17 protein-coding genes and 1 riboswitch are annotated in these 21,436 nt (G+C 44.7%); of the genes, 8 read left to right on the plus strand and 9 right to left on the minus strand.

Features of this window, described 5'->3' with window-relative positions; translation table 11 throughout:
- Window positions 1-175: 175 nt before the first annotated feature.
- Together FPZ44_RS17600 and FPZ44_RS17605 are read right to left on the minus strand one after the other, a co-directional pair.
- Window positions 176-1,132, minus strand: a complete 957-nt coding sequence (locus FPZ44_RS17600; protein WP_144992222.1) for a polyprenyl synthetase family protein — start codon at window positions 1,130-1,132, stop codon at window positions 176-178.
- 172 nt (window positions 1,133-1,304) lie between these two features.
- Window positions 1,305-2,147: a formate/nitrite transporter family protein gene (locus tag FPZ44_RS17605; RefSeq protein WP_144992224.1), complete on the minus strand. Its 843-nt coding sequence runs from the start codon at window positions 2,145-2,147 to the stop codon at window positions 1,305-1,307.
- A 246-nt stretch (window positions 2,148-2,393) separates the two neighbouring features.
- Here FPZ44_RS17605 and FPZ44_RS17610 point away from each other — a divergent pair, with 246 nt between their 5' ends.
- The 3 genes from FPZ44_RS17610 (at window position 2,394) to FPZ44_RS17620 (ending at window position 4,402) form a co-directional block, all read left to right on the plus strand.
- Window positions 2,394-2,927 (plus strand): hypothetical protein, encoded by a 534-nt coding sequence (locus FPZ44_RS17610; protein ID WP_144992226.1) that lies wholly within the window; start codon window positions 2,394-2,396, stop codon window positions 2,925-2,927.
- Window positions 2,927-3,508 (plus strand): hypothetical protein, encoded by a 582-nt coding sequence (locus tag FPZ44_RS17615; protein ID WP_144992228.1) that lies wholly within the window; start codon window positions 2,927-2,929, stop codon window positions 3,506-3,508. Before FPZ44_RS17610 ends, FPZ44_RS17615 begins: the two co-directional genes overlap by 1 nt.
- Window positions 3,509-3,763: 255 nt before the next feature.
- Complete coding sequence (locus tag FPZ44_RS17620; protein WP_144992230.1) at window positions 3,764-4,402, plus strand: hypothetical protein; 639 nt, start codon at window positions 3,764-3,766, stop codon at window positions 4,400-4,402.
- Window positions 4,403-4,599: 197 nt separating this feature from the next.
- Here the strand turns inward: FPZ44_RS17620 and FPZ44_RS17625 are convergent, their stop codons facing one another.
- A complete protein-coding gene (locus FPZ44_RS17625) occupies window positions 4,600-6,033 on the minus strand; it encodes an NAD(P)/FAD-dependent oxidoreductase (protein WP_144992730.1) in 1,434 nt (477 codons plus the stop codon).
- 103 nt (window positions 6,034-6,136) lie between these two features.
- A riboswitch (purine riboswitch) is annotated at window positions 6,137-6,237 on the minus strand.
- A 257-nt stretch (window positions 6,238-6,494) separates the two neighbouring features.
- On the opposite strand from FPZ44_RS17625, the gene FPZ44_RS17630 reads away from it, so the two are divergent.
- The 3 genes from FPZ44_RS17630 (at window position 6,495) to FPZ44_RS17640 (ending at window position 9,659) form a co-directional block, all read left to right on the plus strand.
- Window positions 6,495-7,778, plus strand: a complete 1,284-nt coding sequence (locus tag FPZ44_RS17630) for a LytTR family transcriptional regulator DNA-binding domain-containing protein (protein ID WP_261378408.1) — start codon at window positions 6,495-6,497, stop codon at window positions 7,776-7,778.
- A 313-nt stretch (window positions 7,779-8,091) separates the two neighbouring features.
- Window positions 8,092-8,946 (plus strand): ABC transporter ATP-binding protein, encoded by an 855-nt coding sequence (locus FPZ44_RS17635; protein ID WP_144992232.1) that lies wholly within the window; start codon window positions 8,092-8,094, stop codon window positions 8,944-8,946.
- The gene (locus FPZ44_RS17640) at window positions 8,943-9,659 is read left to right on the plus strand and encodes an ABC transporter permease (RefSeq protein ID WP_144992234.1); all 717 of its coding nucleotides are present in this window, start codon (window positions 8,943-8,945) and stop codon (window positions 9,657-9,659) included. The genes FPZ44_RS17635 and FPZ44_RS17640 overlap by 4 nt, the downstream gene beginning before the upstream one ends.
- A gap of 146 nt (window positions 9,660-9,805) precedes the next feature.
- Here the strand turns inward: FPZ44_RS17640 and FPZ44_RS17645 are convergent, their stop codons facing one another.
- On the minus strand, window positions 9,806-10,099 hold the full coding sequence (locus FPZ44_RS17645; protein WP_144992236.1) for a YciI family protein: 294 nt from the start codon (window positions 10,097-10,099) through the stop codon (window positions 9,806-9,808).
- Between the two features lie 418 nt (window positions 10,100-10,517).
- Here FPZ44_RS17645 and FPZ44_RS17650 point away from each other — a divergent pair, with 418 nt between their 5' ends.
- Together FPZ44_RS17650 and FPZ44_RS17655 are read left to right on the plus strand one after the other, a co-directional pair.
- A complete protein-coding gene (locus FPZ44_RS17650) occupies window positions 10,518-11,894 on the plus strand; it encodes a YjiH family protein (protein WP_144992238.1) in 1,377 nt (458 codons plus the stop codon).
- 339 nt (window positions 11,895-12,233) lie between these two features.
- Window positions 12,234-13,523, plus strand: coding sequence for an MFS transporter (locus FPZ44_RS17655; protein WP_144992240.1), 1,290 nt, complete (start codon window positions 12,234-12,236; stop codon window positions 13,521-13,523).
- Window positions 13,524-13,600: 77 nt separating this feature from the next.
- On the opposite strand, the gene FPZ44_RS17660 is transcribed toward FPZ44_RS17655, so the two are convergent.
- The 5 genes from FPZ44_RS17660 to hrpB form a co-directional block, all read right to left on the minus strand.
- Window positions 13,601-14,005: a hypothetical protein gene (locus FPZ44_RS17660; protein ID WP_144992242.1), complete on the minus strand. Its 405-nt coding sequence runs from the start codon at window positions 14,003-14,005 to the stop codon at window positions 13,601-13,603.
- Between the two features lie 210 nt (window positions 14,006-14,215).
- The gene (locus FPZ44_RS17665; protein ID WP_144992244.1) at window positions 14,216-15,406 is read right to left on the minus strand and encodes an MFS transporter; all 1,191 of its coding nucleotides are present in this window, start codon (window positions 15,404-15,406) and stop codon (window positions 14,216-14,218) included.
- A gap of 362 nt (window positions 15,407-15,768) precedes the next feature.
- Window positions 15,769-16,590: an MBL fold metallo-hydrolase gene (locus FPZ44_RS17670; RefSeq protein WP_186786123.1), complete on the minus strand. Its 822-nt coding sequence runs from the start codon at window positions 16,588-16,590 to the stop codon at window positions 15,769-15,771.
- 273 nt (window positions 16,591-16,863) lie between these two features.
- Window positions 16,864-17,661, minus strand: coding sequence for a phosphotransferase (locus tag FPZ44_RS17675; protein WP_144992248.1), 798 nt, complete (start codon window positions 17,659-17,661; stop codon window positions 16,864-16,866).
- A 727-nt stretch (window positions 17,662-18,388) separates the two neighbouring features.
- Window positions 18,389-21,250 carry an ATP-dependent helicase HrpB gene (gene hrpB / locus FPZ44_RS26905; protein ID WP_261378409.1) on the minus strand — a complete coding sequence of 954 codons (2,862 nt, stop codon included), beginning with the start codon at window positions 21,248-21,250 and terminating at the stop codon, window positions 18,389-18,391.
- Between the last annotated feature and the right edge of the window lie 186 nt (window positions 21,251-21,436).

A 21,436-nucleotide genomic window follows, 5' to 3' on the forward strand; every position in this document is an offset into this window, starting at 1 on the left:
GACAGACAACACCTTTATAAACAAATAGTTTTCCTGCATGCCTATATTCATGAAGTAGTTTAGAAAGAGAAAGGATCACCTATCGGCCATCCTCATAGCATTGCAGCATATATTCATTTATGTGCTACTATCCATCATATGTAAACGAATTGTTGTCTGGTAATTACCACAATTTTTATTGCGGTGCTGCCTCTGCTTGCTCTACACCTAAAAAAATAGCCTTGAATTCTTCTAAGTAGGGGGCAGTTACTGGGTTCTGCTTAAACAAGTCTTGAAATTGATAATAATGAACTCTCATGCGTACTGCCGAAGCGATAAAGGCCCCTGTCTTTTCACACGCTTCATGAAGCTCCCCTATCTTCTCTTCCGGGAGATAGTCGGAATACCCATTCATATAATCCTTAATCCATTTATACTCGTTCTCATCAACGGCTTCTGCCAAATACAAGAGCGGTGCTGTGCGCTTCCGTTTAGAAAAATCATTTTTAATGGTAAGCTGATGCATATCCTTCATATCATTTTTCAATTGGGAGGAAAGGCCCATTTCTTTCGCATAAGCTGCTACCGTTGCATTCCACTCTCCTGTCGCCAATATTACCCCTGTCATACATGCCATTATGAACATAGATGCTGATTTTTGCTCCACCATTTCCATATAGGCAGGAATGTCAGCGATATCATTTTCCAGGTCAGCCATTTGCCCATTTACCGCGACTACCATCTGGTGATTCATCATTTCCAATGCTGCACATACGTATTTCTCATTCATAGTGGAACGGCATTGCTTCATTGCCAGCGGCACTAATTGCAATAGCCCTAAAGCTACGTTAAGTGACAATGGCATCGGTAACTTCATCCAGCGCTTATCCTTATTATCTTGATCTTGCAAATCATCAATCACATCGGATGCCAGCAAGAACAACTCAACTGCTGCACAAGCTGAGTAGATTCCTTCATCTACTCCTCCGAACATTTTATAATGATACTCGGCCAACAGCCCAATCCGCGAATGGGCTTCTGTTCGCTTTTCTTGTAAAAATTCATGTGCATACTGCCGCATCATCGACTGTGTGAATGCTTCGTCGATCAAATCCTTAATGATGGTATCAACTCGTACCAGCTTATGTTCCATAGCATCTCCTCTTTATTTAGAAATAAAAACAATATCAGCATAGTTCTATAGGGCTACGAATACTGTAATTATTATAAATATAGGTACATACATTCATTTATTCAATAACAAAAGGCTCATTCCTCCTATGTTTTAGATGGAATAAGCCTTATTTTAATAAGGTTTACCGTATTCAATTTGCTTGCGCCTTTACCTTATCATATGCGATCGTATTATCATTTACAGCGATAGGCGATACTTTTGGCTGAGGTTTCAAATATGCTGCATAATATACGCCTGCAACGAACAGCATCCCCCCAACAAGATTGCCAAGCCACACGGGAATAAAGTTCATAAAATAATTTCCCCACGTATAGTAGCCTTCAAAGATGGCAGCAGGTATAACGAACATATTTGCTACTACATGCTGAAATCCTATTGCAACGAATGCCATCGTAGGGAACCAGATTCCGAGAATTTTACCGCTAAAGCTTTTTGAACCGTAACTGACCCATACCGCAATAGCAACCAGCCAGTTGCAGCCAATCCCCGATATAAATGCTTGCAGAAACGATTCATCCAGCTTATGACCAGCCACTGCTATCGTTTTCTCCAAATATACACCACTAGCTGTCAGCCCGACGATATGCCCGAATGCATAGGCGACAAATACGGCACCAGCAAAGTTAGCAATCGTAATGATGATTAGATTTCTAGCAGCTTCCCAAGTCGTAATGCGCTGTTTCATACGAGCCAACGGTACCGCCATCATATTGCCGGTCAGCAGTTCACCGCCACCAAGCAGCACAAGAATGAGTCCTACCGGGAACAAAGATGCTCCAATAAGATTACTAATACTCCCCCATTCACTTGGTACCGCAGCCGTAATACGTATATATAACAAATAGCCAAGCGCTATAAAAGCACCTGCGACGAATCCAAGAACCAGCATGACCGACAATGAATTTCTTGCTTTGACAGCTCCCGTCTCGACCGTTGCTATTGCAATTTCATTGGGCTTCAAGTAACCTGACATCGTTATGTCCCCCTTGCCGAAATAACTTCCCACCTAACTATCTTCATTGTATCGATCATCTTCTGCTCGTTATGTGATTATAATCACAATCTTATACACTTCTATCTCTACCGTTTCACTCCTAATGTCCCTACGAAAATGAAAACGACTTACAATTCATCTCGGCTTCTCTCCTAACACACAATCAATGATACAGCTTGGCGCATATTTTACTAGTAAGAAAAGCTAGGGAGGTGCGGTGCGCATATGCCAAATAAAGCGGTATTTAACTACTCATCCATGCCACTATACACATTTATGACCAACACCTATACAGGTCCTGGTGTCCTAGCAAGTGCGGTACAGGCAGCCGCAACGGCGGGTGTTGGCTTCCGGCTTACTACCACTTCCGTCAGTGTAGCGGCAAGTTCAAATCTACTCTTGCAAATTACAAATCCAGTAGCGAGCATCAGAACGGTCTATCTCGCAGAAATATCGGGCGGAACTACTGCAGCAGCAACGATAAATGTATATTCAGGTGGAACGATTGCAGGCGGAACGACCCCTTCGCCAATAAATACTCAGTTAGGGTCATCTACGACGAGTGTCGTAACAACAAGACAGCTTATCGGTACCTTAGGCGGAACGCCAACTACCTTTCTTTCCACCTCCGTTACTGCGGGAGCTTTTCTTTTTAGCTTTCACGGTGGAATCGTCGTCCCAGCCAACCAAGTTCTCACGGTATCGCTTGGCGTAGGTGCCCTGACAGGCTCAATAAATTTACTATGGTGGGAACAATAATGCCTAACTTCTATCCATTCAATCGTTCAGACCGCCCCGTCTTCGATCAAGTTACCAATACCCTTAGTTCGCCGGTCATTACGGCAGGAACTCCTTATAGTGCAAGTGTTGCTGGCAATGTATACAGCGCCTTTACAACCACATCGGCTTCGCTTGGATTACTCGGTGGAACCGTGCAGTCCTCGATCCGACTAAATAATCCAAGCAGCACGCGAACATGCTACATCATCCGCGTAGCAGGCGGTGTTGGCGTCGGATTAAGCTTGTTATCCAGCTTAACGGCTTCCTATTCGCTCTATCAGAACGGTACTCTAACTTCGCCAACTCCCCTTACACCAATAAATGCGAACTTAGGCAGCACAAATACGAGCAGCATGAGTGTAACAAGCTCGACTGGAGCCGTTAGCGGCGGTACTTTGCTGCTCACGGTACCTGTCAACGCTGGAGCAATTATAGCCGATTACAATGGCAGTATTATTGTACCGCCATCAACAACTCTATCATTGTCCATTAGTGCTGCTTTGACGGTTGCAGGAACCTTATCGACGCAAGCCAGCTTCCTTTGGTGGGAGGTTGGGTAACAGTTGAAGAAAGAAGCGCCTCGTGCAGACACTTCGCATTACAGCGATGGTAGCACGGGGCGCTTCTCGTTTTAATATTTATCTATCGACTCGCTATGAAAATGAAACACATATATGTCATAGCTATTCCAGAATATATTTTCTCAAAGTCACCCTCCATTAAGTTACAATAGCCTCCATCTGAACTTTACTTTTCCTTCCTTCAACACTAATATACAATTATTGACTTCTCAATATCTAGGAGGTAGTATTCATTTGAAAATGAAATACATGCTTTATTTATTATTTACTACACTATTAATTGTCGGCTGTAACGAAAAAGAAACAGATTCCACTCCTCAAAAGCATATCCCTTCAATGACTCAAAATGATAGCACTCCACATAAAAGTATACCTAATAATGACGAAAAAATATTAACTTATCCAGAGTTCCAAGAGCTTGCAATTGATTTGGAGAAAAAACTAAAAATAAAGGGATTTCATTTCAAAAACGGAAGTAGTACACTCACAGATATTACATTGATAGATAAAAAATTAACTTTCGGTAAAAGAGACACATTAGTCTTAAGCGGTTCGCTAGAACCTAACAAAATTCCTCAACCCACTCATCATCTACTAATTTTCGAAGACAATGATGACCCTAGCAAGGTAAAAAATCAGCTTGTCGTCAGACTAGCTTATACAAATTCATATATCGGAAACGATATTGTTGATGGAAATAAAAATGCTGGTTTTAAAGGAACAAATCAGACTTTAGCAGAATCTACAGAGTTAATGATACTAAGTTATAAAAATCTTATCATAAGTGTTCAATTGACTTCTCAAGATAAGACAAACCGAGATTTATTTATTGATTCTATACACCCTATAGTCGATATGATTAAAAACTATTGATTCGCAAAATGTTGAAAAGTAACCTCTCCCCAACCCATCATGCTATTTCTTTTAAATGTAATATGGTTTGTATTGAAAATAGCCTAGCAACCTCCAATCTCATTCTGGAAGCTGCTAGGCTACTACTATGTCTTACATTATAACTACATCTTCATCATAATACTTTCTAGTAGGCTACCGATTACTTGCTACATAGTCTATCCCCGCTTCGCGATAATACCGCGCGCGATATGCACGCCTGCTGCGCCTGCTTGCGCGAGACCACGTGTAATCCCTGCACCATCTCCGCCGCAGTACAAGCCTGCGATCTCGGACTCAAAGTTACCGTCCAACTTCGGACGTGCAGAGTAGAACTTCGCTTCTACCCCGTAGAACAACGTATGCTCGGATGCGATACCTGGCGTCACTTTCTCCAACGCATCGACCATTTCGATCAAGCTTTTCATCGTATTATAAGGAAGAACAAGTCCCAAGTCTCCTGGGACAGCTTCCTTCATCGTCGGTTCCAAGAAACCTTCGCGAATACGGTTCTCCGTTGAACGTCTGCCACGGATAATATCGCCGTATTTCTGCACGATCAGGCCGCCGCCAGACAAGTCATTCGCACGCTTACAAATTTCACGAGCATATTCATTTGGCTTATCGAACGGCTCCGTAAATTTATGCGAGACGAGCAAGGCAAAGTTCGTGTTTGGCGATCCGAGCTTCGGATCTTTATAAGAGTGACCGTTCGCACACATAATGCCACTGTGGTTCTCAACCACAACATGCCCAGATGGATTGCTGCAAAATGTACGGACACGCGTACCTACAGAAGTGTTGAAGACAAATTTCCCTTCATATAAATGCTCGTTAATTTCACGCATCACGACATCGGACGTCTCCACACGAACACCAACATCGACTTGGTTGTTATACATTTTCAAACGACGCTTCTTCAATATATCGGTCAACCATGCCGAACCATCTCGACCAGGCACAATGACAACAGCTTCCGCCTCATAGCGTTCACCATTTTTCAGCTCGATACCTTTCACCGAATGGCGGCCGTCTTCTTTTACTGTGATAATATCTAGAACTTCCGCTTTATAAATCATATCGATATGAGTAGCCAGCTTCTCATATATCGATTTCAAAATCTCCAAGTTCTGCTCTGTACCTAGGTGACGCACTTGTGCGCGCAGCAGCTTCAAACCAGCTGCATACCCTTGCTGCTCAATACGACGCACCGTCTCAGTGGTCGGGTCTGTAATGTTTATCGTTGCGCCATGCTCCAAGTTAATCGCATCTACATAGCGAATCAAATCCAATACTTGAGTTGGAGAGAGATAGTCCGTCATCCAACCGCCGAATTCAGTCGTAATATTGAACTTGCCATCACTATAAGCTCCTGCACCACCAAAGCCATTCGTAATCGAGCATGCTGGTACACAGCCAGCAAAGTCCTTCTTGCCTGCCGCAGGCGGGCATTTTGAAATTTTCTCCTCCAAAATTGGACAATTGCGTCGATAAATATCATGACCTTTATCAATAAGTGCCACCTTAAGCTGTGGCGACTTCAACATCAATTCATAACATGTAAAAATCCCTGCTGGTCCTGCCCCGACTACAATTACATCGTATTTGCTCATGAGCTCCTCCTTAAGGTCCATTCGAATCGTTGCCTGCTGTACACTTTCCTCATCCATTGGTTTCTGACGATTGAACATGCCAAAACCCGCCTACACGAAGGTGCGACAAAGCGCGCCTCGTCGTAGACAGGAATTTACGGCTCCTTGTAGAGACCCCTGAACCTTATTATCAGGGTTATACGAACGAAATGAATTCTATTTATAGTAACCTTCGTGCAACATCACCTATTGTAGAACTATAACACGAACGAGTCAACAATAATTTTAATTAATGTTCGTGTTTAGGTGATGTCGACTAGTTGTTAAATATAAATCAATCTTTATATATTCTATTTTACGAACATTATTTTGATACCCACAAATAACCATATTTTATCTAGCTTATCTAAATATTTCGTATTATCATTGTAAGCAACTTATTATTCACCCAAATTTTAACTACTAACAGGAGTGAGCCCATCATGATGGCAGCTACGACAGGCACAACAGGTACTTCAAATACACTAGATGCAACCACAGATCCATGTCTTATTGTTCGTGATCTGCATGTTACGAGAGGAAACTCAACTTTGCTCGGTAAACTTTCATTTGAGTTACTCCCCGGGCAATGCTTAGCTATTCAATCCAATCACATAACAGGCCAGCTTCTTATCGATGTGATGCTCGGCTTGCAAGAACCCTCAGCTGGACAAGCATTGCTCCATGGCCAACCGCTCCGTAAGAATGGAGAGCTATTGCCATCTATTAGCTGTGTACGTCAACAATCTGCTGTATATGAAAGACTTCACGCTCGCGAAGCACTCACTTTCTTTATGCAGTTGTATGGCAAAAAAGATAAAGCACGCGTTCAATCCTTACTTCAGCTCGTCGGTCTTAAGGAAAAGCAGCATATCGCACTTGGAAAGCTTACTCCTTCTGAGCAGCGGCGCTTTCATTTGGCCCGGGCTGCTGCTCAACGCCCTGATCTTATTCTTATCGAAGATCCTGAATTCCAGCTTGATATGGAAGGCAGTTATTTGCTCAGACAATGGATACAAGCTGTGACTGAGGAAGGAACAACTGTATTACTGACCGTTCCCGCCCTTGAGGATGCATTAACACTTACTCCGAATGTAATCCGTTGGACGAGGACAGGCTTTAAATCAGTCATTATTGAAGAGGATGAAGAAAGTAATGTTATCGATAATAAAACTGACTTAAGCGTAGCAGACAATATGGCAGACACAACGATTGTAGAAAATGCTGAACACGCAACTTCCCATGTAACTGTATATGGAGATGAGCGCGCACATACGGAGACAAAAGTGGCAAATGCTGCGTCTCTGCAAGAGAATTCCGTTCAACCTGAGGATGTTGTTACAAATGATTCTGAGCCTGAAACAGCAGCATCGACGATAATTACTCCATTTAAGCTGGATAAAATTCCAGCACGCATTCAAGACAAGATCATTCTTATTGATCCGGTTGATATTAATTATGTAGAAAGCCAAGATGGCATGTCTCACCTGCATGTACAGTCTGATGTATATCCGAGCTCCATGACACTGCAGCAATTGGAAGAAAAATTGAGGGTATACGGATTTTTTCGCTGTCATCGCTCTTATATCGTAAATATTCAACGCATCCGTGAAGTTATCATTTGGTCGCGCAACAGCTACAGTCTCATTCTTGATGACGATAAGAAAAGCAAGGTGCCGCTATCTAAAAATAAATACGAAGAAATGAAGAACGTAATGGGTCTGTAAGGGCCCATTTTTCGATCATATCAGCATAATTTAATGTTCCATTCATGTTTCATATGTGTACCACTCAGCCTGAATAATGATCTATTCATGGCAAAACAAATGCGATCGATGACCATACGGCGTACGATGAGATTGTGAACGGCGAGGGCAACAAGCAAGCAACGACAGCAAAAGTAATACGCCAGCAGCAGCAACAGTGAAGGAAATACACCATAAACAGCTGCGCTCCTAATCCGCTCACAACTATTTAATACGCTTCATTAAACATGCGGGACATACCCGCCATCATACATCGCAAAGTGAGGGTGCATTTATGACTTCCATTATTCAAATTCAGAACGTAGCGAAAGCGTACGGGAACAAAACAGCACTGCAGCAACTTAACTTCGAAGTCGCACAAGGAGAAATTTTCGGCATGCTCGGACCGAGCGGTTCAGGCAAGACGACGACAGTAAAAATATTAACGGCTCAATTGCTTCCATCCAGCGGACACGCTTCTGTATTCGGCGTTGATCTGGCGAAAATGACGGAAGCCGAGCGCCATAACCATATGCGCCAAATCGGAATTTTAACGGATAACAGTGCCTTATATGAAAGACTAACCATTCAAGACAACTTAGAGCTGTTCTGCAAGCTTTACGGCATTCATACCAAACAAATCGCTACCGTGTTAGAACAAGTTAACTTGAGCAGCGAACGAAAAACAACAGTAAAAAGTTTATCAAAAGGGATGAAACAACGTGTAACGTTGGCCCGTGCTCTGCTGCATGAACCGAGGCTACTATTTCTCGATGAGCCAACTTCGGCACTAGACCCGACCAATACACGCAATATTCATGAATCATTACGCCAGCTCAATAAGGCGGGAACAACCATTTTCCTGTCTACACATGATATGGAGGAAGCGGAAGCATTATGTGACCGCATCGCCTTCTTGCATCAAGGTCGTATTGCAGCATTGGATACACCGCAGCAATTGCGGCTCACTTATTCGGACAACTCCGTTACCGTCTCAACAACAGAAGGTTGTTATCACCTTACACAAAATGAAGAAACCGCAAAACGAATTTACGAATGGATGAGCCAAGGTAATCTGAAGTCGATCCACTCCAATGAACCAACATTAAGCGATATTTTCATTACACTTACAGGGGGTACATTAAAATGATGTTATCTATGAACCGATTAAACGCAATAATTGTAAAAGAATATAAAGATGCACTGAAAAATTCGACCTTGTTATTGACAGCTATTATCCCAATTTTACTTTCTTATGCTGTTGGTTCTCTAATGGATGATGTAGTCAATCCCCTTTTTATTACGCTGCCCATTAATATGGCGCTCATTATGACCGGAGCTAGCGTACAAGCGATGATGATCGCAGATGAAAAAGAAAAGCATACGCTCCGCGTGCTCATGTTATCACCAGCTCGTCCTACCGAGGTTCTACTTGGCAAAAGCTTTATTGCGATGATAATGACGTTAATCGTTATGGTTGTTTCTTATATGGTCGCTGGCATTGATACGATCCCATTGACCGGTTTAATTGCCATATTGATTCCTAGCATCATTCTCTACTTAGCTCTCGGTACGATTATCGGATTATTGTCCCGCACAGCTATGGAAACCTCTTTCATTAGTATGCCAATCATGTTGTTATTCTTAATGGGACCTATGTATGCTCCTGCACTTAATATTGAACTGCTTACATCCCTTATCGTGTATACGCCAACGGAGCAACTATCAGCAGCAGTCGGCATCTTGTTGGAGGGCGGCACAGTTGCAGACATTTGGAAGCCGATAGCGATTGTATCCGCATGGATGGCAGCAGCTGTTGTCGCTTGCTTAGCGCTTTATCGCAGCAAGCGCTACGACGGATAACGTCAATTGATGACAATATTTCCCGAGAAATAACACAAAAATCCCTGTTAAGGATAGCAGCATGGTTCCTTAACGGGGATTTTGACGTATTCGAAGTGAAACACCAACTATTTACTATCTAATATCTAGGTGTCTACATATTCATTTCAGGACAAAGACAACCTATCCCTCAAACACGCATCAGCACGCGTAATCCGAATACGGTCAATCTTGTACTCCGCAGCGTTATGCTGGTAAAAGGAATCTTCAGCTATCATCCTTCTTACTTCCTCTTCATCATCACTATCAACAATAATGATCCCACCATCCCGCGGCTCAAATGGCCCTGACAGAAGAAACTTGCCTGCCGCATAATAGCGATCCAGGAACGCCAAATGCGCCTGCAAATGCTGGTCAACCTCTTCCAATGCTTTTGTATAACGAATTTCCACTAAGTACATACGAATCATCCTTTTGTTGGAATACTACTGTTACTGTGAGTACACATGAAAAATACGCATCTGTTGCACGCATATTTCGCTAACGAGTGCCATGACCGCTATTTTCATGAAATGGTTCATTTCAGATTTTTAGCGGTTGTAGTCGAGCTTATTTGGGTAATGAGGGTAAATGATATCGCTCACTCTAACAAATAAACGCTCTCATACCCGTTACATTTCAAAATCTATCCGTATACACGAAATAGCCTTCGTGGCGACCGTTAGGGCATCGAATCCTTTGCCCGAGATGAATATTAACCTCCCCAATAACTACGTGTTAATAACTTCCATCCCATAGAGGGTTGGAATTTGACCTAGAATCGTATAAAGTTGTCCTTGTTGCATATTTATACTTATTTCGGTATAGGAGATACAGATCATGAATTCACATAAAGAAACGGTACCGTCGCCGGATAAATGGCCAACGCTCGCTTCCATTTTAGCCTTTGCCATTCCATCCATTATCGGCCTTATGCTGTTCGTCGTTCCTGTTACATGGAATGGCGAAGTGACAGTACCGATCGCTTTCTTAGCTAAATATATTCAGCACCTGCTGGGTGACTTTATCGCTCCTGCTACGGTAGCTATCATTACAATCGCATGGGTCGGCTCTACGATTTCCCTTCTGCTTAAGCCTAAACAGCTGTTAGCGAAATCGCTATGGCGTACCTTATTTCATATAACACCATTTTGGTACGCGGTTCGCACGGTAGGACTCCTATTCGCTTGGTCAGTCCTGTTAAAGATCGGTCCTGAGTGGATTTGGTCAGCAGATACGGGTGGAATGCTGCTCGAAGGATTGCTACCCGGCTTGTTCGTCGTATTCCTGCTAGCAGGCTTGCTGCTGCCACTGCTCGTCGACTTCGGCTTGCTGGAGTTCGCAGGCACATTGATGACAAAGATTATGCGTCCACTCTTCAAGCTGCCAGGCCGTTCCTCGATTAACTGTATGGCTTCTTGGCTTGGAGACGGAACGATCGGTGTCATGATGACAAGCAAGCAATACGAAGAAGGTTATTACACAAAGCGTGAAGCTGCTGTTATTGGTACTACTTTTACAGCTGTATCGATTACATTTACCTTCATTGTCTTGTCCAATGTTAAGCTGGGACATTTATTCCTACCGTTCTATGCGACAGTCACCTTTGCTGGCATTATTGCCGCGATCATTATGCCGCGTATACCGCCGTTATCTCGCAAAGCCGATACGTATTATGAAGGCGTAGAACCGCAGCAGGATGAAATGATCCCTGCACAATGGAAACCATGGCGCTGGAGCTTGCATCAAGCAGTAACGAAAGCACAAAACCATAAAGGTGCAAAGGCATTTATGAAGAACGGTTTCCATAACATCTTAGACTTATGGATCGGCGTTCTTCCTGTCGTAATGGCCATTGGTACAGCTACCGTTGCATTAGCAACGTATACGCCAGTGTTTGAATGGCTCGGCAAACCATTTATTCCAGTTCTAAATCTTTTAGGTGTGCCTGAAGCGGCTGCAGCATCGCAAACGATCATGGTCGGTTTCGCAGATATGTTCCTGCCTACGGTATTGGCATCCGGTATCGAAAGCGAACTAACTCGCTTTGTCATTGCTGCCTTGTCGGTTACTCAACTTATTTATATGTCTGAAGTAGGCGGACTACTGCTTGGATCGAAGCTTCCTGTGAAGCTGCACGATTTGATCATTATTTTCTTGCTTCGTACGATTATTACGCTGCCAATTATCGTTGGTATCGCACATCTCATTTTCTAAAATGAAATTGCATTACACTTCAATAACTAGCTCATCGATAAGCACCTCTAATCGTAAACACTGGAACCTTCCACAAAGAATCGTTCCCGTGCATACGGTAGGGGTGCTTTTTCATCGACTAATCAGCAGAATCGCTAAACGTTACTAACGCCTATCATTTTTGCAAAATAATCAGCATATGCCCGCTCAGATGAAAAAGAGATATGATATCTCCCTTTTTCGGGCTAATTTGTATATTGCAGCCCCCGACATACAGGAGTATCGTTAACTATTAAATCCGTTAGTAAAGAATGGATATTGGTATACATCCTCTTACATATAAAGCGAGGTGCCAACCTGATGTCACAGCCATCAGCAGCCACTACGAATCATACTGTCGTATCCCAACCGAAAAATGAGCATAAGCTCAATGCACAGCAAACGACACCAGCTCCCAGAACGCTGTATAACATTTTGCTGGCTATCAGCTTCGTTCATTTGTTCAACGATTCGATACAGGCGGTTATCGTAGCTATTTTTCCGATCCTGAAAGACTCCATGCAGCTTAGCTACACCCAAATTGGTTGGATTTCTTTCGCGCTGAACGTTACTTCATCCATTTTGCAGCCTGTCATTGGCTTCGCCTCGGATCGCAGGCCTACGCCTATGCTGCTGCCGATTGGCATGTGCTTCACCTTTACAGGCATGCTTGTCCTTGCCTTTGCACCAACTTACGCAGTCGTCATGGCAGCCGTCATCTTCGTCGGCCTCGGCTCAGCTATATTCCATCCAGAAGGAATGCGAGTCGCTCATATGGCTGCCGGCGGCCGCAAAGGCTTAGCCCAATCCATTTTCCAAGTCGGCGGTAATTTGGGACAGTCACTTGCCCCACTATTAACGAAATGGGTATTCATCCCCTTTGGACAAATGGGCGCATTAGGCTTTACTGCTATTGCCGCAGCAGGCATTGCTGTCCAAACCTATATCGCACGTTGGTATCAAGCTTCCCTGAACAACGGCTACGTATTTGCCAAGCGCAAACCTCAAGGCCAAGTGGATTCTGCCCAGCGTAGAAAGGTATGGACGATAACAGTCATAATTATCGTACTTGTCTTTGTACGCTCATGGTATTCATCGGCAATCGGCACCTATTACTCTTTCTATTTAATTGAGAAATACGGATTGTCGATTGATGCAGCTCAAGTCTATATTTTTGCCTTCCTGCTCTCTGGTGCAGTTGGTACGTTCTTTGGCGGGCCGTTGGCAGATCGTTTTGGTAAAAGGAATCTCATTATTACCTCCTTACTTTCCGTTATTCCATTCGCACTGATATTGCCTCATTTGCCGCTGTCCTGGGCAATGGTTGTGCTTAGCTTGAGTGGATTTGTCTATTTCACGAGCTTCTCTACTACGGTTATCTATACGCAAGCACTTCACCCTGGCAGTATCGGTACTGTGTCAGGTCTTATAACAGGATTTGCTTTTGGCATGGGTGGACTAGGAAGCTTAGCAATTGGTCAATGGATTGATGCTCGTGGAATTGAAACGGTTATGTTTATATGCGGGTTCTTGCCGCTGTTCGGTTTACTGAGTCTTCTTCTTCCGAATGACAAGGAGATTGATTCTTGGACTTCACCAACAAAAGAATAAGTGCGTACAAAAATAGCCACCGCAATGGTGGCTATTTTTTGCATAATCTATAAGTATCACTCAAATGAGATTTTGTCTTATCTAGATGTAATAGAAATGCGAATATGAACAGATTGTGGTTGATCACTCAGCAATGCAGCATACTTTTGCAGCATTTTTGAAGTTGCCACGCCTGAAGCGAAGCCTTGCACATCTAATTGGATGTCACCGTTTGCCAAATGAATCTCTTCCTGAATCGGTAGGGAAGGTACATGTATAGAACGACGATCGTTATCAAGTGGAATCGACAAATCATATTTCTTTGTCACTTGATCATAGATTTTGTGTTTCTTCAACCACATATAGTAAGCATTGTTGTGCGGGAATCCTAACCCTTTGCGTATGTCTGATACTTTGTAAGTTGCTCGTAAAGATTTAAGCGCCTCAACTTTTTGGTCATTATCTAACTGTTCCAGCTCGGAAAGTGTAATAGATAGGTCCATAGCTAGCCTCCCTCTTATATTATCAATTTGAAATATTAGAAACATAATAACACTAAAATTGTAAGAAGGAAACGGGATGAACTGCTCTATACACACTATTTTTCACTTTTTTTTAAAAAAGACGACCCGAAATATGTTATAAATTACATGATATCACCAGTAATATCGAAAACAGTATGGATTTTTTTTCTATTCCGACATCAACAATTGTTATACACGTTCGCTGACTTTCAGTTGTACTTTTCCAACTAACACAATCATAATTAGCAATCCAGCCAATACGCATCCTGCAATACGAAGTCCTGTGTCATAGCTGCTCGTCAAGTAACCAATACCCGAAGAACCCCCGACTACACCAAGTGAGAAAAATGCATAGAACATGCCGAATGCTTTACCTTTATCTGCTGCCGAAACATGGCGAATGAGCAGTGTATTCATCGAAGGGAATAGAAGTGCATAGCCTAATCCGTATACACCCATCGTTATATACATCATCGTCTGATCCGTTGTAAAGGACAATGTCAGCAAGGATGCAATCACAATCCCGCCACCAAGCATAATGAGCTTTAACGGTGCTACCCGATCAAACAATCGGTTCGTTGGCAGCATAAAGACCATAATAGCCACGACACCGAACGTACTCAGCATCATTCCTGAAGCTTGGCCCCCGAATTCCAGCGCATCTGTCTTTATCGGTAACGCGAAAGTAAGCGAACCCATCCCAAACATCAGTGCAAATGCAGCGATATAAGACTGCACAACAGGCCGCATAGCGAACAAGGCTCTAAAGCTGCTCTCTGGTTGGAGCCTGCTAGGTTGTGATTCTGCCAGCTCAGCACTACTCTTGACCCCGTTTGAACGTTCACCCGCTGTGCGAGGAATAAATATCGTCAACAAAACGCCAATAGCCAGCAAAGCCGCTACTGTAAGGAAAGGCGCTTCGAATCCTAGCTTTGCTTTCATAATACCGCCTGTAGCTGGACCAATAATCGCAGCTAAGCCAACTGCCGCGCCAGATAAGGCCATCGACTTCCCTTGACGTTCGTCAGGCACATGTCGAGATATTAAAGTAAACACGCTCGGTACAAGCAATCCCCCTGCTAAACCATGTAAAAATCTTACCGCGATAAGCTGGGTGTCCGTATTCACTTGTGAATACAACAGCAAAACAGCGGATGTAAGTATAAAACCAATCAACAGCACACGCTTGCCGCCATAGCGATCAATCCAGCGTCCTGCTGCAATATTACCCAACATATTGGTCAAAGAATACATACCAATAGCCAGCCCAGCCCCAAGAGAACTCGCTCCTAGGTGAAGCGCATAAGGTCCAACGACCGGCAGTTGTACAAATGTATCCATAAAGCAGATGATGACCAAAATATACATCAATGCTTTCATCTAACTCGTGCAGGAGATCTCTCTGCCTCTTAAGGGAGGAAGTAATCGTATCGGATTCGCTAGACGCTAACTTCGTCCATTACGTTATCCAACACTTTCCCCTGCTCCTCCTTTCTGAGATAAAATATGGGAGTTATAGATTATTTCTTCTACTCTCATGAAAAAAGGAATGCGTACATGCATTCCCTTTTATTGTACGTGATTTGCCCGCAACACGCGATAGCAGGAAGGTAGAAACGTTATGGAACCTTTCCTTCTGTTCACGGATTCGACATATGATGCTCCCACTCCTCTAATCTTCGTCCTGCACATCCAAAGCGGATAGTAATCAATGTTCATGAGAAGCAAAGATGAAAGAGTTGTCACAGCTGTATCTTCATGCCGTCATAAGCTACTTGAATACCCTGCGGCTCAAATAAATCAATTAACTCCTGATGTGTCAGATGTGCGTTATGGGAGAAATGGGTCACGATAAATACAGTATGTTGATCAGCCGCCCCACACGCGATTAAGCGTTCCTTTGTCTTCATTACCTCTGCTGCATTCATATGCGTACCGGAATCAGGGTCATTCCCCATCGTGCATTCCAATATGGCAGCACTTAGCTTGTGCCCTTGCTGACCTCGTTGTTCCAGCCAACTCCATGTCTCATCCGGGAACCAGCCGCTGTCATGAGCATGCAATATCGTATAGTCGCCTTTTTCGATCCAAAAAAGCAAACAGGTTTCTACGTCCATATGATAGGCAGGCAGCGCGACAATTGTCGCTGTACGTGTCTTGGTTGGTACAAATAACTGCACCCGATGCAGCACATATTTACTCGTATGACCGATTCGCTCACGGATACGAGTAAGAGGCATATCATGGGCATAAATATGAATGGGCTCATCTCCTGATTGCGCGTACCCGGGCAATCTTGCCTCTAAGTCCTCTGCGTACAGATGATCAGAATGAGAATGGGTAATGAGCAGATCTTGAATATCCTCCAAATCTAAATCATCGCGCAGCATATGCAGCAGTGTATCTGGTGGGAAATCGATCTTCAACTCCTGATCGATCACGACTGACGTGCGAGTACGAATGTCTTTCCCCTTAAGCTTTCTAGCTTGTTGACATAGTGTGCAGCGGCAAAACAAGGATGGAATACCCTCATAAGCAGCTGTACCAAGCAGATGGAGCAGCATATTGAATGACTCCCCCTTCTTACATCCTGTTTCTATATGTATATGCGGTAGCATGACAAACTCAGCTGTAAGAAGTAACGAAAACGCTGCAATAAACACAAGAAATAAAGACATTAAATCAGAATAAGAAAGGGAGATACTATGATATCGATCACATATCAACATGCGCGTAACAACTAAATCGACACTCCAACATACGCCATGAAAAAAGAGACCATCAAAAGATAGTCTCTTTTAAACGCTGCATACCGTTAGTTCATTAAGGCAAAGCCCTTACATCCACTCTTTTCCGTGCTCGCGAATGAATCGAAGTTCCTCTTGATAATGCTCATAATGTCCTTCATCGATCATTTTTTGAAACGCCATATCGCCTTCTTTGGCTTTCCTTTGTATCGTTTTACATAACCCTTCTACGCGCAGCAGCACCATTTCTACAAACCCTTTTTCAATTCCCTCCATACCATAGGAATCAAAAAACAAGGCAACCCTTTGTTTGATGCGCTCAGCATCTTTCAACCGATCATAATAAATAGCTTCCCCTGCTTCCGTATGATAAAGCCTACTTAAAGGAGCGCAAGTGTAAAGCGTATAGGCGATATCCCAAAGTCTCGGACCAGGGGCAACCAAATCAAAATCAATCACACCTACTGGTTTCTCATTATTAAAAATAATATTATAGATGGCAAAATCATTATGGCACATCACCTCAAATGGCTGCGGGGTGTTATCAAGGGATTGCCAACGTTCATCTATCGGAAAATCACTCACCGCATCATGATAGAGACGAAGCATCTTTGCTATCTCTTTTAAGGCCTCATCCGACCACATGTATGGTTTTAACGGATAATTGCCAGCCTCACCCTCGATAAAAGATAAGATTTCTCTCCCTTGTTCATCGATACCTAGAAACCGTGGCACACCATGCAAGCCTTTGCTCTCAAGATGCTTTAGCAATGTATGAATAGTAATACTATCAGGCTTTATCTCTCGTCGTACCGTATCTCCCATACGAGATACACTGGAGACATTCCCTCCTGTTAGTGCTTCTTCTTGTTCGTAATGACTGCTCATTAAAACTCCCCCAATTTAGGGACCCTATGATTGTGTCAATAGAGATGTATGTTTACCCATAAATAAAAAACAGATACACAAAGGTATCTGCTCGGTAATGGGAATATAATTGACCACACCATGTGCCCCTTGAATGATTTAAGATAGACAAATAAACGCATCCTTACGTGAGAAGGACCGCCGCTATCTCTATCCAATTAAATAATCATTTCAAGGTATTCCACATGTGTATAGATTCCCCTCTCTTTACATCTCTAACTTAAATCTTACCATACATTACTAACTATGAGAACATTTTCGGACAGGGTAATCAAGCGTCTTTGATATAAAGCGAGGGGCAAATGCGCTAATGGTTGCCATAGAAGCTATTCTTTGCATATAGATGGATTTTGAAATGTAACGGGTATGACAGTGCTTATTTGTCAGAGTGATCGATATCATTTACCCTCATTGCTAAAGTAAGCTCAACTACAACCGTTACTAATCTGAAATGAATGATGTCACGAATATAACGTTCATGGCGCCCGTTAGAGGAATCCGGGTAAGTTATCGAACGATACAGCGCGGTCCGAGGATCATGTCTGCAAAGGAATTGTATCTTATTTAATTATTCAGTTAATCGATTACTCAACAGATGTGCATGCAAATCTACTTTTAGCATTCAAACTGCTAGTAGTACCGTGTTCAAATGAAATAACCGAATCCCTATGAGGATTCGGCTTATTTTTTATGTGTTGGAAGGTTTCGTGCGTCTGGTTGCCACTGCTACCAACGGATCGTCTGGCCAGTAGTGCTTCGGGTAACGGCCTTTGAGGTCTTTTTTGACCTCAAAGTACGTATTCTGCCAGAAGCTCGCCAAGTCTTGCGTAACCTGCACCGGCCTCTGTGCCGGGGACAGCAGGTGGAGCGTCAGCGGGACGGCGCCGCCTGCGATGCGCGGCGTCTCCCGCATCCCGAACAGCTCTTGCAGGCGTACGGCCAGCACGGGCTGTTCGGGATTGGTGTAGTCGACAGCGATGCGCGACCCACTCGGCACTGCGATGTGGGTCGGGGCTTCGTCGTCAAGCTGCTGCCGCTGATTCCACGGCAGCAGCCCTTCCAGCAGCGCCATGACCTGCAGCTTCTGCAGGTCATGGCGGCTACTGAGGCCGTACAGATGGGGCGCGAGCCAGTCCGCCATGTTGGCGGTGAGCCCGGCATCTGAGACATCCGCCCAATCATGAGGGCGGTGATGGTGCAGGAACGCTAGTCGCGCCTGCAATTGGCGCGCGGATTTCGTCCATGGCAGCATCCCAATACCAAGCGGATGTCGGGCGATGCCTTCCATAAGGACGGCCAATACTTCATCCGCATCAGGATTGGAGCATGGACGTTCACGCAATACAATGGCACCAAGTCGAATTTCTTCTCTCGCTCGAACCGCCTCAGCTGTTTTGTCCCACTCAACGGCAACTACATTCTCGATTTGATCGGCCATAGACCGCTCAAAAGCTTCTTTCTGTACCTCTATCGCTAAACGGATACGACTGTCGGTACCTTGGTCGTCCAAATCAACAGCTACGATGTAAGGTGCATAATGGATACGATGCTGTGCTCTACCAACTCTCACAGACGAGCCTGTAAATGTGTGCGCCGAATGGCCTCCATTTTGTCCAGTGAAACTAGCTCCACGCCCGTTACTTAGCAAATAACGTCCATCTTCACGCCGTTTGCCAATTCGATCTGGATATGCCATAGCCAAAAATACACTAAAAATCTCACTAAAATCGTTGACGCTGCTTGTTTCGACTTCTCCATTGGACACTTTCCCATGACCTTTATTACTAGTATCACTAGCATTATTAGTCTCGCTAGTAGCACTTGAATAACCCACTTTATATACCCTATTAGATAATTCCCCAGCCGCTCTTAACTCTCCATCACCTTTAATAGCAGATTTTCGAGAAGTCCCTGTCCACTTTTCATCGATAAGTCTGGATAAACGCTTTGCCTCATCCTTAATCCGGCGCACGACCGCCTCATCTAATGAAACAGAACCTCCTAAACCAAGTGAATCTGTAAAGGTGGTATTATCGGAATACTTCTCCCTCTGCTCTTGCTGATGAGCAAGCAGCAGCTCCAATCGGAGAAGCAAATCTGGGTTAGAGACAACATACGAGGACGTTCCCGAATTTCCCACAGCCCCACCTCTGCCACTTGCGCCGCTCAGTAAATCCCGCTCCTGCAGCATCGCTGCCAATAGGCAAGCTTGTTCCGCCACACCAAGCGGTATCGCCTTCAACAGCATATGGGCAAGCCGTGGATGCAAACCGCTCAGTGCCATCTGGCGTCCGTGTTCGGTAATACTGTCTTCCGCGTTCAGCGCACCAAGCTGCCTTAAAAGCTGCTCAGCCTGCTGCAAAGCGGCGGTTGGCGGAGGCGTCAACCATGCTAGTGAATTCACATCTGTTCCCCATGCTGCCAATTCCAAAGCCAACGATGCCAAGTCTGCATCCAATATTTCTGGCAAGCGCTGCTTCGCCAAATGACCGTGCTCCGCTTCTGACCACAGTCTATAGCAGACCCCCGGCCCTAGCCTTCCCGCACGACCTCGGCGCTGATCAGCTGCGTCCTGTGTTACTCGCTCCGTTACGAGTCTTGTCATCCCCGTTCTTGGAGAATAGCGAGATACACGCATCAATCCGCTGTCGATGACAATTCGAACACCATCTACTGTTAAGCTCGTCTCCGCGATAGAAGTGGTAAGCACTACTTTACGCTCTCCCTGCTTAGCAGGTGCGATTGCTTCATCCTGTGCTTGCTGCGGCAGTTGTCCATGCAGTGGAAGCACCTTTACCCGAACTGGACCAGACTCCCCACCATGAGCCTGACGAGACAATATACTCGCCAACTCCCGCTGAACCCGACTTATCTCTCCGACACCTGGGAGAAACACGAGCATATCTCCTGTCTCATCCTGAAGCGCGGCTGCAATTTGCCGTGCTGCTGCCACTTCCATTCGGTCTTGCGCACGAAGCGGTACATACCGAGTGTCTACCGGATACATACGCCCTGCGCTTCGAACAATTGGCGCATCTCCCAGCAGTTCAGCTACCAGTTCAGCCGCAATCGTCGCTGACATGACAAGCAAGCGCAAATCCTCGCGCAGCACAGCTTGCGCTTCGAGCGCCAAGCTTAGTCCCAAATCAGCGTGCAAACTCCGCTCATGGAACTCATCAAAAATAATCAGTCCGACCCCTTCCAATGAGGGGTCTTCCTGCATCATGCGCGTCAGGACGCCTTCGGTCACAACCTCGACGCGCGTTGCACGGCTCACCCGGGTGTCCATGCGCACCCGGTAGCCAACCGTATCGCCGACGCGCTCACCAAGCGTCGCCGCCATATACTGCGCAGCCGCGCGTGCCGCCAAGCGGCGCGGCTCCAACATTACGATGCGCCTGCCAGCAAGCCATGGCGCATCCAACAACGCAAGCGGGACACGGGTCGTCTTACCCGCCCCCGGCTCCGCCACTAACACCGCTCCCGTCCGCGCGCTTAGCACATCGCGCAACGCGGGTAATATTTCATCTATAGGCAATATGCCAGACATTTCATTCACTCCACAATCGTTATTGTATCCTCATCATAGACGACAAAGAAACCGAATACCAGCTGTCGATCATAGTTGTACAATCAGACGAACTACCGTCATTACCTCAGCCTGTCCATCAAACAACTACAGCCCAACACTACGAACGAATATCGTTTGTAGTGTTAGGCTGTTGGGCTGTTAAGT

The sequence above is a fragment of the Paenibacillus agilis genome (assembly GCF_007786455.1).
Classification (GTDB): domain Bacteria; phylum Bacillota; class Bacilli; order Paenibacillales; family Paenibacillaceae; genus Paenibacillus_B; species Paenibacillus_B agilis.